Annotated in this window: 9 protein-coding genes and 2 pseudogenes; 5 read left to right on the top strand and 6 right to left on the bottom strand. The window is 66.7% G+C overall.

Annotated features, from left to right (window positions below; genetic code table 11):
• Positions 1 to 23: 23 nt before the first annotated feature.
• Positions 24 to 1927: pseudogene (locus OUO20_RS04445) on the bottom strand (propionyl-CoA synthetase).
• 173 nt (positions 1928 to 2100) lie between these two features.
• Between OUO20_RS04445 and OUO20_RS04440 the strand changes: the two are divergent.
• The 4 genes from OUO20_RS04440 (at position 2101) to OUO20_RS04425 (ending at position 6388) form a co-directional block, all read left to right on the top strand.
• Positions 2101 to 2757, top strand: coding sequence for a GntR family transcriptional regulator (locus OUO20_RS04440; RefSeq protein WP_018772015.1), 657 nt, complete (start codon positions 2101 to 2103; stop codon positions 2755 to 2757).
• The gene (locus OUO20_RS04435) at positions 2750 to 4270 is read left to right on the top strand and encodes an MmgE/PrpD family protein (protein WP_223994707.1); all 1521 of its coding nucleotides are present in this window, start codon (positions 2750 to 2752) and stop codon (positions 4268 to 4270) included. The genes OUO20_RS04440 and OUO20_RS04435 overlap by 8 nt, the downstream gene beginning before the upstream one ends.
• Positions 4271 to 5173 (top strand): methylisocitrate lyase, encoded by a 903-nt coding sequence (gene prpB, locus OUO20_RS04430; RefSeq protein WP_268002910.1) that lies wholly within the window; start codon positions 4271 to 4273, stop codon positions 5171 to 5173. It abuts the gene before it with no gap.
• A 111-nt stretch (positions 5174 to 5284) separates the two neighbouring features.
• Positions 5285 to 6388, top strand: coding sequence for a bifunctional 2-methylcitrate synthase/citrate synthase (locus OUO20_RS04425; RefSeq protein ID WP_268002909.1), 1104 nt, complete (start codon positions 5285 to 5287; stop codon positions 6386 to 6388).
• Between the two features lie 72 nt (positions 6389 to 6460).
• Here the strand turns inward: OUO20_RS04425 and OUO20_RS04420 are convergent, their stop codons facing one another.
• Positions 6461 to 6943 carry an 8-oxo-dGTP diphosphatase gene (locus tag OUO20_RS04420; RefSeq protein WP_018772011.1) on the bottom strand — a complete coding sequence of 161 codons (483 nt, stop codon included), beginning with the start codon at positions 6941 to 6943 and terminating at the stop codon, positions 6461 to 6463.
• 75 nt (positions 6944 to 7018) lie between these two features.
• Here OUO20_RS04420 and OUO20_RS04415 point away from each other — a divergent pair, with 75 nt between their 5' ends.
• Positions 7019 to 7708: a hypothetical protein gene (locus OUO20_RS04415; protein ID WP_268002908.1), complete on the top strand. Its 690-nt coding sequence runs from the start codon at positions 7019 to 7021 to the stop codon at positions 7706 to 7708.
• Between the two features lie 47 nt (positions 7709 to 7755).
• Here OUO20_RS04415 and xerD read toward each other — a convergent pair.
• The 4 genes and pseudogenes from xerD to recN form a co-directional block, all read right to left on the bottom strand.
• Positions 7756 to 8768: pseudogene (gene xerD, locus OUO20_RS04410) on the bottom strand (site-specific tyrosine recombinase XerD).
• Positions 8768 to 9427 carry an NUDIX domain-containing protein gene (locus tag OUO20_RS04405; protein ID WP_018772008.1) on the bottom strand — a complete coding sequence of 220 codons (660 nt, stop codon included), beginning with the start codon at positions 9425 to 9427 and terminating at the stop codon, positions 8768 to 8770. The pseudogene xerD and the gene OUO20_RS04405 overlap by 1 nt, the downstream one beginning before the upstream one ends.
• Positions 9428 to 9454: 27 nt before the next feature.
• Positions 9455 to 11260 (bottom strand): CTP synthase, encoded by a 1806-nt coding sequence (locus tag OUO20_RS04400; protein ID WP_268002907.1) that lies wholly within the window; start codon positions 11258 to 11260, stop codon positions 9455 to 9457.
• A 28-nt stretch (positions 11261 to 11288) separates the two neighbouring features.
• Positions 11289 to 13028 carry a DNA repair protein RecN gene (recN, locus tag OUO20_RS04395; protein ID WP_268002905.1) on the bottom strand — a complete coding sequence of 580 codons (1740 nt, stop codon included), beginning with the start codon at positions 13026 to 13028 and terminating at the stop codon, positions 11289 to 11291.
• Between the last annotated feature and the right edge of the window lie 2 nt (positions 13029 to 13030).

The raw sequence follows: 13030 nt of genomic DNA, 5'->3' as shown, positions 1-13030 counted from the left end.
CGTGCGCGCCCCGGCCATGCGCCTCAGCCAGCCTCCGCCTCCCCCGCCCGGAGTGCTCCGATCAATTGATCGATGACGCCTGGATCCTCGATGGTGGACGGAACGGTGTACTCCTCGCCGTCCGCTATCTGGCGCATGGTCTTGCGGAGGATCTTCCCCGAACGGGTCTTGGGCAGTGCATCCACCACTGTCACCTGTTTGAAGTCCGCAACCGCACCAATGTCCCGCCGGACCAGTGCCACTAGATCCTTGGCCAGGACATCTTCGGCGATGTCCACCCCGGTTTTGAGCACCACGTAGCCGCTGGGACGCTGGCCCTTCACGGGGTCGGCGAGGCCGATCACGGCGCACTCCGCAACGGCCGGATGCTGGCCGATCACCTGTTCCATGGCGCCGGTTGAGAGCCTGTGGCCGGCAACATTGATGATGTCGTCCGTACGGCCCATGACAAAGATGTACCCGTCCCGGTCCTGGTAACCCGAATCGCCGGTGGCGTAGCAGCCCTCGAAAGCCTGAAGGTAGGAAGAGATGTAGCGCTCATCATTCCGCCACAGCGTTGTGAGGGTGCCCGGCGGCACGGCAGTCCAAGCACGATGTTGCCCTCGGTGCCGGGTTCCACCTCTCCGCCTGCGCCGTCGAGGATCTGCAGCCGGAACCCGGGCATGGGCACGCTCGGGGAGCCGGCCTTGATGGGCAACTGCTCCAGGCCACGCGGGTTGGCGCAAATGGCCCACCCGGTCTCGGTCTGCCACCAGTGGTCCACCACCGGCACGCCGAGGGCCCGTGATGCCCAATGGAAAGTGTCCGTGTCCAGCCTCTCGCCGGCAGTGAACAGGGTCCGCAGGCTGGAGATGTCGTACTTCCGCAGCAGCGACGCCGCCGGATCCGCCTTGCGGATGGCCCGGAGTGCCGTGGGCGCAGTGAAGAGCACATTGACCCTGTGGTCCCGGACCACGCGCCAGAATGCGCCGGCATCCGGGGTGCCTACGGGCTTGCCCTCGTACATCACCGTGGTGGCGCCGGCCAGCAGCGGGCCATAGACAATGTAGGAGTGCCCCACTACCCAGCCGACGTCTGACGCGGTCCACATCACGTCGCCCGGACCGACGTCGTAAATGTTCTCCAGGGTCCAGCGCAGGGCGACGGCGTGGCCGCCGTTGTCCCGCACCACTCCCTTTGGCGTGCCGGTGGTTCCGGATGTGTAGAGGATGTAGAGCGGATCGGTGGCCTTCACCTCAACGGGAGCGGCAGGCTCTGCGGAAGCCATTTCCGTGTCCCAGTCCAGCCAGCCCGCATGGTCCGCAGCCTTGGACGCGAATCCGTCGCGCTCCTTGACCAAGACGGGAAGATCCGGCGTGCCCGCCAGTTCCAGCGCCTCCGCGACGGCCGGCAGATACTCGATGCGGCGGGCGGGTTCGATCCCGCCCGAAGCGGTCACCACCGCCGTGGGTGCGGCGTCCCGGATCCGGGCCGCGAGCTCCTTGGGCGCAAAGCCGCCGAACACCACGGAATGGACCGCGCCCAGCCGGGCCGACGCCAGCATGGCGATAGCGGCTTCCGGGATCATTGGCATGTAAATCACCACGCGGTGCCCCTTTCCCACGCCATGGCCACGCAGCACACCGGCAAAGCGCGCCACGGCGTCCGTGAGCTGGGCATACGTGTAGCGGTGCCGGGTTCCCAGCATGGCCGAGTCATGGATCAGGGCCACCTGCTCCCCGCGGCCTTCGGCGATATGCCGGTCAAGGGCGTTGTAGCAGGTATTCAGTGTGCCGTCGGGAAACCAGCTGTAGAGCGGTGCCCGCGTGGAGTCCAGCGCCTGCGCCGGAGGAGAGCTCCAGGCGATGTTTCCCGCGGCCTCCAGCCAAAAGTCGTCGGGCTCTTCGATGCTGCGCCGGTAACTGTCCCGATAGCCGGTGGTGACCATAACGTAATCCCGTCCACGACGTTGTGATGCAGCTCATGCTAGCTGGCGGAGTTAACGACCACAAGGGTCGCTGTATACAAGGAAGTCAATTTCTGGCATATTTTCTCAAAGGTCCATTCTTTTGAGCCCAGTTGTGTATACACTGATGCAGTCAGCCGAGGAAGGAGACGAGCATGCGCGCCAGCGACAAGGCCTATGCCGCCCTGCGCGATGACATCATCGAATGGCGCCTGGCGCCGGGTACGGTCCTTGCCGAGGTGGAACAGTCCGAGCGTCTGGGCGTCTCGCGCACACCGCTGCGGGAAGCCTTGGGGCGCCTTACGGCGGAAGGCCTCACGACGGCAGGCGGCCGCGGCGTCGTCGTCACCGACATCTCGCTTGAGGACATTGACGAACTGTTCGAACTCCGCGAAACCCTTGAGGGCAGGGCGGCGGCACTGGCTGCGCGGCGCGGCGAGGCTGCGACGTTCGAGCGCCTGCAGCGCGAACTGCTCGAGGCTCCCGCATTGATTGGCGGTGACGAGCCGGCCCTGCATGACTACTACGAACTGGTGGGCCGGCTGGACACAGCAATCGACGCCGCCATCTCCAACTCCTACCTGGCCCAGGCCATGCGCAGCCTGCGCGTTCACCTGGTCCGGATCCGCCGGCTTGCCGCCGACGATGCCTGCCGGCTCACTGCCGCAGCCGCCGAGCATGCCGCCATCGCGGAGGCGATCGCGGCCGGCAACCCCAGGCTCGCCGAGGCGGCCACCATCGTCCACCTGCACCGAAGCCTCTCCCACGTCAAAGCAACCCACGCATCCCACCCGAAGGAGCACCATGGTTAAGGAACACCACGTCCGCGTCTATAAAAGCGAAGAAAACCTGCCCCGCGAGGACCAGCTGGCCTACAAAATCGCCCAGGTCGCCGCGGACCCGGTGGCTGTGTCTGACGACGTGACCGCTATGGTGATCAACCGCGTCATCGACAACGCCTCGGTGGCGATCGCTTCCCTGAACCGCGCGCCGATCGTCGCCGCCCGTGCCCAGGCGCTCACCCACGGCCCCAGCACCGGCGGCAAGGGGTCCAAGGTCTTCGGCATCGAGGACCGCGTGTCCCCGGAGTGGGCAGCCTGGGCCAATGGGGTGGCTGTCCGGGAACTGGACTACCACGACACCTTCCTCGCGGCCGACTACTCCCACCCCGGGGACAACATCCCGCCGATCCTTGCCGTCGCCCAGCACGTTGGCGCCAGTGGCCACGACCTGATCCGGGGCATCGCCACCGGGTACGAGATCCAGGTCAACCTGGTCAAGGCCATCTGCCTGCACAAGCACAAGATCGACCACGTGGCCCACCTCGGCCCCTCGGCCGCGGCCGGGATCGGCACCCTGCTTGGCCTCGATGTGGAGACCATCTTCCAGTCAGTGGGCCAGGCGCTGCACACCACCACCGCCACCCGGCAGTCCCGCAAGGGCGAGATCTCCACCTGGAAGGCCCACGCCCCGGCCTTTGCCGGCAAGATGGCCATCGAATCCGCGGACCGGGCCATGCGCGGCCAGACCTCCCCCGTGCCCATCTACGAAGGCGAAGACGGCGTCATCGCCTGGATGCTCGATGGCCCGGACGCCTCCTACATGGTCCCGCTTCCCACCCCGGGTGAAGCCAAGCGCGCCATCCTGGACACCTACACCAAGGAACATTCCGCGGAGTACCAGGCCCAGGCGTGGATCGACCTTGCCCGCAAGCTGCACCGCGAACACCCCGAGGTCACCGATCCGGCCAACGTCGAGTCAGTGCTGATCAAGACCAGCCACCACACGCACTACGTGATCGGCTCCGGCGCCAACGACCCCCAGAAATACAGCCCCACCGCGTCCAGGGAAACCCTGGACCACTCCATCCCGTACATCTTCACCGTGGCCCTGCAGGACGGGGCCTGGCACCACGTGGACTCCTACGCACCGCAGCGCGCCGCCCGTCCGGACACCGTGGAACTGTGGCACAAAGTCAGCACGGTGGAAGATCCCGAATGGACCCGCCGCTACCACTCCCTGGACATCGCAGAGAAGGCTTTCGGCGGCTCGGTGGAGATCACGCTCAAGGACGGCACCGTCATCACCGACCAGATCGCCGTTGCCGACGCCCACCCGCTCGGCGCCCGCCCCTTCGCCCGGGAACAGTACATCAACAAGTTCCGCACCCTCGCCGCCGGGCTCGTGGAGGAGGCTGAGATCGAAAGGTTCCTCACCGCCGTCGAACGCCTCCCACAGCTCGCCGCCGGTGAGCTGGACCAGCTGAACATCACCGCCGCTCCCGGCGTCATCGACCTCGCGGCGGCACCGAAGGGACTGTTCTAGATGCTGTACTCAAAGACCACCCCGGAACAGAAGCGGGTCCGCTTCCGGGATCTGCTGGCCTCCGGGACCATCCAGCAGTTCCCCGGCGCGTTCAACCCGCTCTCCGCCCGGCTGATCGAGGAAAAGGGCTTCGCCGGGGTGTACATCTCCGGCGCCGTCCTCGCCAACGACCTCGGCCTGCCGGACATCGGCCTGACCACCCTGACCGAGGTAGCCACCCGGGCCGGGCAGATCGCGCGGATGACTGACCTGCCCTCGATCGTTGACGCGGACACCGGCTTCGGGGAGCCCATGAACGTGGCACGCACCGTCCAGGAACTCGAGAACGCAGGCCTGGCCGGCTGCCATATCGAGGACCAGTTCAACCCGAAGCGCTGCGGCCACCTGGACGGCAAGAACGTGGTGGACCAGGACACCGCCACCAAACGCATCAGGGCCGCGGCCGACGCCCGGCGGGACCCGAACTTCCTGATCATGGCCCGCACCGACATCCGCGCCACCGAGGGGGTGGAAGCCGCACAGCAGCGCGCCAGAGCCCTCGTCGAAGCCGGCGCCGACGCAATTTTCCCCGAAGCCATGAAGGACCTGGACGAGTTCAAGGCCATCCGCGACGCGGTGGACGTGCCGATCCTGGCCAACATGACCGAGTTCGGCAAGAGCGACCTCTTCACCGTGGATGAACTGGCCGGCGTCGGCGTCAACATGGTGATCTATCCGGTGACGCTGCTCCGTAGTGCCATGGGGGCTGCTGAGCGTACTCTGGAATCGATCAAATCCGACGGCACCCAGGAGGCGCAGGTTCCAAACATGCTGACCCGTGCCCGGCTCTACGACCTCGTTGACTACGAGGCCTACAACCGCTTCGACACCGGCGTGTTCAATTTCCAGATTCCCGGAACATGACACCCGGCACCTGACACCCAATCGGAAGGCCGGCCTCCGCCGGACGAACAGGCTTTAGGAACAAAGGAGTTTCAGCATGGCTGAAAATGAGATCAAAAAGGCCTTGCCGGCGTGGTGGTGGACTACACCGCCGTTTCCAAGGTCAATCCGGACACCAACTCCCTGCTCTACCGCGGCTACCCTGTCCAGGAACTGGCAGCGCGGTGCAGCTTCGAGGAAGTGGCGTACCTGCTGTGGAACGGTGAACTGCCCACCAAGGACCAGCTTGCCGAGTTCAGCGCGAAGGAACGCGCCGGCCGCGCCCTCGATCCGGTGGTGAAGCAGGTGATCGATACCCTTCCGGTCACTTCGCACCCGATGGACGTCTGCAGGACTGCTGCTTCCGTTATGGGGGCACGGCATCCCCTGACCGGGGATTCCTCCCGGGAAGCCAACATGGCCAAGGCCGTGGACCTGTTCGCCGCCATGCCCGCGGTGGTGGCCTACGACCAGCGCCGCCGCCACGGGCAGGATGTGGTGGAGCCCCGCGAAGACCTTGGCTACTCGGCCAACTTCCTGTGGATGGCCTTCGGCGAGGAGCAGGTGCCGGAGGTGGTGGATGCCTTCAACGTCTCGATGATTCTTTACGCCGAGCACTCCTTCAACGCCTCCACATTCACCGCCCGTGTGATCACCTCGACGCTCTCGGACCTGCATTCAGCCGTGACCGGTGCCATCGGCGCCCTCAAGGGTCCGCTGCACGGCGGCGCCAACGAAGCCGTCATGCACACCTTCGACGAGATCGGCATCCGGCAGGAGGAGTCCCTGGAGGAAGCAGCGGCCCGGGCCAAGGCATGGATGGAAGACGCCCTGGCGCAGAAGAAGAAGGTGATGGGCTTCGGCCACCGTGTCTACAAGCACGGCGACTCCCGGGTCCCCACCATGAAAGCCGCACTGGACAAGATGATCGCCCACTACGGCCGGCCGGAACTGCTGGGGCTGTACAACGGGCTCGAGCAGGCCATGGACGAAGCCAAGGCCATCAAGCCGAACCTCGACTACCCGGCCGGGCCCACGTACCACCTGATGGGCTTTGATACGCCCACATTCACTCCCCTGTTCGTGGCCAGCCGGATCACAGGCTGGACCGCCCACATCATGGAGCAACTGGACGCGAACTCCCTGATCAGGCCGCTGAGCGAGTACATCGGTCCGGAGGAGCGGCACCTCCCCTGACTCCTGGCAGGAACGTCCGACGGCGGCCCGGCACCCAGGTGCCCGGGCCGCCGTCGGCCGTTAATTGCCTGCTCAGTCCAGCAGGCTCTCGGATGAGGCGACTGATTCGTTGTCTGTGTGCATAGTGACCACCACGTTGATCCTTCGGCCTTCCAGAACCACCGGGAGCCAGTGGTCGGCGTCCTGCCACATGCGGTCCACGGGCAGCGTATCCACCCGGAACCACTCGGGCAGGATCTCGTCGCTGGGTGCCGGCTCGCCCTGCCAGGTCCGGGCGGTAAAGAGGGTGGTCCGCATATTCCATTCCGGGCGGGCCGGAAAGACGAAGTGGACCGATCCGGCGTCCGCCAGGTCCTCAACCCGCAGCACCACACCGGTCTCTTCCAGGACCTCCCGGATGACGGCCTGCGCGTCCGACTCCCCCGGTTCCACGTGGCCGCCGATGCCCACGATCTTGCCCCTGCCGAACCCGGTCTGTTTCAGCCCGAGGAGTACCTCGGGGCCGCCCGGCCCGTCACGGAGCAGGAAGCAAAGGGTCACAGAGGCTGTGGTCATGCCTTCAAGCCTATGGGGTCCGGGAGTTGTCATCGGGGAAGCGCCAAGGGACGCCGGATATGCCAAGCTCTAGGTGTGACTCCCGAAACAGGACACGGAATACGGCCCGCCAGGATTTCGGCCATTGACACCCGCCTGCCGGGGTGGCTGGTGCGCAACCCTTTGTATTGGGGCTGGGCCTGGGCCTGTGTCTGGACAGCGCTCATTTTTGCAGATGAGTTCGTGAACCTGGCTGGTTGGACGTGGTACCTGCTGGTGGCAGCAGCGGCCCTGCCCACGCTGCTCAGCACCCTGGCCGTTCTCCACGTGACTCCCCGGCAGCAGGTGAAAGCCGCCCGGGAGTCGGTTTTGGGCCTGTTCTTCGTGCGGTTCCTGGCACTTGTTGCGGCCTTCATGGTCTGGGCCATCTCGGTGGTGTTGAGTGCGTCCATCTCAACCACTGTCCAAGCGGTGGCGGGAGACTCAGAGCGCGAGGTAACGGCTCTGGGCTTCACCCTGATGGCGGCCCTGGTGCCGCTGGTGGTAGCCGTCCTATGGTTGGCGTTTGTCGCCCGGTGCGCCTGGTTCCTTCGGCGGCTTCGCGGCTGGCGGCAGGTGCCGGCGCTCTCCCGCGTACCGAAATCCTTCCTCCGCGGCCGGCCACGGCTGCGGAGGGTGGTGATCGGCCTGGCGCATCCCGGACTGATGTTGGTCGCCTGCATGGGAACTTCTGTGCTGGCTTTCCTGCTGGGGCCCGTGGAACTGACCATCGAGGCCATGTTCTAGCTGTCCGCGCGACCCTGGCGGCCGGACGTGCCCTGCCTGGCGGAACGTCAGCCCAGCGCGCGGGGATGAGCGGCCGCGTAGATTTCCCGTAGCGTATCAGCCGTGACCAGCGTGTACACCTGGGTTGTGGTCACCGATGCGTGGCCCAAAGTTCCTGCACCACCCTGACGTCCGCGCCGCCTTCGAGCAGGTGGGTGGCGAAGGAATGCCGCAGCGTGTGCGGTGAGACGTCCCGGGTGATGTTGGCCTTCTCCGCCGCCGCCTTGAGGATGGTCCAGGCGCTCTGCCGGCTGATCCGGCCGCCGCGGGCATTCAGGAACAGCGCAGGCGTGCCCTTGCCCTTGGCAGCAAGCAGCGGCCGGCCGCGGACCAGGTAGGCATCCAGCGCCCGGGCCCCGTAGGAGCCCAGCGGCACCAGCCGCTCCTTCGACCCCTTGCCGAACAGCCGGACAATGGCAGGCCCGGATTCCGGCCCGGCAAGGGAGATGTCATCAACGTCCAGTCCCACCGCTTCGCTGATCCTGGCTCCCGTGGAGTAGAGGAATTCAAGCAGGGCGCGGTCCCGCAGTCCGGCGGCGGTGTCCGTTCCTGCCGCCTCCAGGATGCGGGTCACTTCGTCAACGCTGATGGCCTTGGGCAGCCGTTTACCTGCCATGGGTGGGTGGACGTCGCGGGCTGGATCGGCCGGCGTATAACCTTCGAGGGCCCAGAACTTGTGCAGGCCACGGACCGCCACCACCGTCCGGGCCGCGGACCGGACCCCCAGGGTGGAACCGCCGTCGGAACCGTCCGACAGGGCGCGGACGTAACCCGTGACGTGGTGCCGGGTGATGTCCTCCGGCCGGCCGCAGCCGGCGGCGGCAACATACCGGGCGTAGCGGGCCAGGTCCCGGCGGTAGGCTGCCAAGGTATTCGCTGCCAGTCCCCGTTCCACACCCATGTGCTGGAGGTAGTCGGTAATTGCACGGTCGATGGCGGAAGGTACAGGTGCCGGGGCAGCGGCAGCCTCCGCCGGGCCCGGTTCGACCGCCGGCGCTGCTTCAGCCGAAGGAGGCGCCATCAGCGCTGGCTGGGGTGGGCGGGCCAGGGGGCGTCGGCGGGGCGGAGGCCCTCATAGTCATTGGCGCGGGCGGCAGCGGCAGCCAGGATCCCGACGACGGCGGACGGGTTGTGCAGGCGTCCGGCCAGGACGGACGCCACGGCATCATCCAGGCCGATCCAGTGGAACTCGATCTCCGCTTCCTCGTCCGTCCGTTCGTGGCGTTCGTGGTGCGGCACTTCGGTGAGGTCACGGGCCAGGTAGATACGGATGGCCTCGCTGGAGGATCCCGGGGAATTGAAGACATCCGCCAGGACGTTCCAGGTCCCGGCAGCAAGGTCCGCTTCCTCGGCCAGTTCGCGCGCCGCCCCCACCACGAAGTCTTCGCCTTCAACATCCAGCAGGCCCGCCGGAACCTCCCAGAGGTCCATGCCCACGGGGTGCCGGTACTGCTTCAACAGCAGGACCTGGCCCTCGGCGTTCATGGGCAGGACGGCTACGGCGCCGGGATGGTCGATGTAATCGCGGGTGAGGGCGTCCCCGGAGTCCGAGAGCTGGAAGGTGTCGCTGACGACATCCCAGATCCTGCCCTGGTAGACCTTCTCCGTAGACAAAAGACGGCGCGGGCTTGGTGCATCCGAAACCTGTTTGGCAGGGGTGGCTTCAGGTGTACCAGGCATCGCGCCGTCCTTTGTGTGTTCTATCGACTACTTAGCGGTAACGGTACCCGATGCCGCATGTTCGCCGGCCGGGGGCACAGCCGTGTCGGCAACGCCCTCCTGGCCTGCACCCTGGCCGCCCGCGTTCCGGTGGCCTGCGTTCTGGTGGTCAAGTGCAGCCTTGACCAGGCCGGCGAACAGCGGGTGCGGGCGGGTGGGCCGCGAGCTCAGCTCGGGATGGGCCTGCGTGGCCACGTAGTACGGGTGCACGTCGGCGGGCAGCTCAACGAATTCCACCAGCTTGCCGTCCGGGGAAGTGCCGGAGAAGACCAGGCCCTTGTCCGCGATCTGCTGGCGGTACTTGTTGTTCACCTCGTAGCGGTGCCTGTGGCGTTCGCTCACGGTGGTCTTGCCGTAGGTTCCGGCGATGACCGAGCCTTCATCCAGTTTGGCTTCGTACAGTCCAAGGCGCATGGTGCCGCCCAGGTCGCCGCGGCCTTCCACGTACTCCAGCTGCTCCTCCATGGTGGCGATCACCGGGTACTTGGAGTCCGGCTCGAATTCGCTGGAGGAGGCACCCTCCAGGCCCACCACGTTGCGGGCGTACTCGATCACCATGCACTGCAGGCCGAGGCACAGGCCCAGCACGGGCAGCTTGGTTTCGCGGGCAAACTTCAGGGCGCCGAGCTTGCCTTCGAGTCCACGGATGCCGAAGCCGCCGGGAACGCAGATGGCGTCCACGCCGTCGAGGGCCTTGACGGCGCCTTCGCGGGTCTCGCATTCGTCCGACGGGACCCAGCGGATCTTGACCTTGGCCTCGTTGGCGAAGCCGCCGGCACGCAGCGCTTCGGTGACCGAGAGGTAGGCGTCAGGCAGGTCGATGTACTTGCCCACCAGGGCAATCTCGACGTGGTGCTTGGGGTTGTGGACGGCTTCAAGCAGCTTGTCCCAGCTGGTCCAGTCAACGTCCTTGAAGGGCAGGTCAAGGGCCCGGACGATGTAGGAGTCAAGGCCCTGTCCGTGCAGGGTCTTGGGGATGTCGTAGATGCTGGGGGCGTCCGCGGCGTTCACCACGGCGTCGATATCGACGTCGCACATGCGGCCGATCTTCTCCCGCATGGCCTCCGGCACTTCACGGTCCGAACGGATCACGATCGCCTCGGGCTGGATGCCGATGGACCGCAGCGCGGCCACGGAGTGCTGGGTGGGCTTGGTCTTCAGCTCCTGCGAGGGGCCAATGTACGGCACCAGGGAGACGTGCAGGAAGAACACGTTTCCGCGGCCGATGTCCTGGCGGACCTGGCGGGCCGATTCGAGGAACGGCTGGGATTCGATGTCGCCAACGGTGCCGCCGATTTCGGTGATGATGACGTCCGGGGCGTTCTTGCCCTCGGCAGGCAAACGCATGCGGCGCTTGATCTCATCCGTGATGTGCGGGATGACCTGGACGGTGTCCCCCAGGTACTCGCCGCGGCGTTCCTTGGCAATCACCGTGGAGTACACCTGGCCGGTGGTGACGTTCGCGGACCCCTCGAGGTTTTCATCAAGGAAGCGCTCGTAGTGCCCGATGTCCAGGTCCGTTTCGGCGCCGTCGTCTGTGACGAAGACCTCGCCGTGCTGGAAGGGGTTCATTGTGCCCGGATCCACGTTCAGGTAGGGATCGAGCTTCTGCATTGTCACGGACAGGCCGCGTGCCCGGAGCAGGTGACCAAGGCTGGACGCCGTCAGTCCCTTACCAAGCGAGGACGCCACACCGCCGGTGACAAAGATGTGCTTCGTCGTCTTGGAGGAGCCCGGGAACCGGGAATTTACACGGGAATTTGATCGCTGCACCACGGAATTCGAGCCTATCATCAATTCGTCCCTCCCGTGGTTGTCCCTGTCAGGCCCGCTGGGGCAGGAGCTTGGCGTCATCCAGGAGTTCCTGGGCGTGGGCCTGCGCGGTTTCGGAGTCTTCCTGGCCGGCCAGCATCCGGGCGAGCTCACGGACCCGCTCCGGGCCGTCGAGGAGGCGGACGTCACTGGAGGTGAACCCGGTGGCGGTGCCGCCGTCGGCTCCCCTGACGGAAGTCTTGGTGACGGTGATGTGCTGGTCCGCGAACGCTGCCACCTGCGGCAGGTGCGTGACCACCAGCACCTGCACGTGGCGTGCCAGCATGGCCAGGCGGCGGCCGATCTCTACGGCGGCGCGGCCGCCCACGCCGGCGTCCACCTCGTCGAAGACAAAGGTGGGGACGGGATCGACGGCGGCAAGCACCACTTCGATGGCCAGCATGACGCGGGACAGCTCACCGCCGGACGCCCCCTTGCCCAGCGGCCGGGCCGGGGCGCCCGAATGCGGCCGCAGCAGGAAGCTGATGTCGTCCGCGCCGTGCGGGCCCAGCTGACCGGTCGGCTCGAGGTTGATCACCAGCGTGGCATCGGCCATGGCCAGGGCCTTGAGCTCCGCACTGACGCGGCCGGACAGGTCCTTTGCGGCCTTGGCGCGGATCTTGCTGATGCCCGCTGCCTGCTTCTTCAGCTCCGCCTCGGCGCGGACCACCTCAGCGTCCAGGGCCTCGATGCGGGACGAGTCGTCCTGGAGCTCGTCGAAGCGGACGCGCGCCTGCTCCGCCCACTCCAGCACCTCGTCGATGGTGGGGGCGTATTTCCGGACCAGTTTGGCCAGCGCAGCGCGCCGGTCCTCGATCTCGGCGAGCCGCTCCGGGCCCTCGGAGTCCAGGCTGGCCTGGTAGCTGGCCAGCTCGGCGGCGATGTCAGTAAGCAGGAAGCCCACCTCGGCCAGCCGGGCGGCTGCGGATCCCAGCTGCGCATCGTGCTCGGACACGTGCTCCAGGGTCCGCTTGGCGGAGTCCACCAATGTGGTGGCGTCACCGGCTTCACCAAAGTCCTCTGCAATGAGTGCCTGGTGGGCGGTGCTCGCGGCGATTCGCAGTTCCTCCACGTTGGCAAGCTTCACGGCCTCGGCCTTCAGGAGCTCATCCTCCCCCGGCTGCGGATCCACCTCGTCAATCTCGGCAAGGGCAGCCTCCAGGGATTCAGCTTCGCGGAGCCTGTCGCGGGCGGCGCTGCGGAGGTTGTCCAGCTCGGCCTGGCTGGACTTCCACCGGCCATACAGCTCCTGGTACGCGGCCAGTGGACCGGCCAGGGTGTCGCCGGCGAACTTGTCCAGGGCTTCACGCTGCGCCGTGGCACTCTTGAGCCGGATCTGGTCCGACTGTCCGTGCACCACCACCAGGGTCTCGCCGATCTCAGCCAGTACGCCCACGGGTGCAGCACGGCCGCCCAGGAAGGCACGGCTGCGTCCATCCGCACCAAGGCGCCGGGCCAGGATCAGCTCTGCGCCGCCGTCGACCTCCTCCGCCTCGGCACCGGCGTCCAGGGCACGCGCAATGGCCGGGTGGCCGGCGTCGAGCTTCAGGACTGCTTCAGCGGTGGCGCTCTTGGCGCCGCTGCGGACGGCCCCGGCATCCGAACGGGCGCCCAGGAGCAGGCCAACGGCGGTGACCACCATGGTCTTGCCGGCGCCGGTTTCGCCGGTTACGACGCTCAGTCCAGGGCCGAGCGGAAGCGTTGCGTCGGTGATGACGCCCAGATCGCGGATTCTCAGTTCTTCAAGCATGG

Origin of the sequence: Arthrobacter sp. FX8 (genome assembly GCF_026723805.1) — a bacterium.
GTDB lineage: Bacteria > Actinomycetota > Actinomycetes > Actinomycetales > Micrococcaceae > Arthrobacter.
The sequence above is the reverse complement of the archived record's forward strand: the minus strand, read 5'-3'. Positions and strand labels throughout refer to the sequence as shown.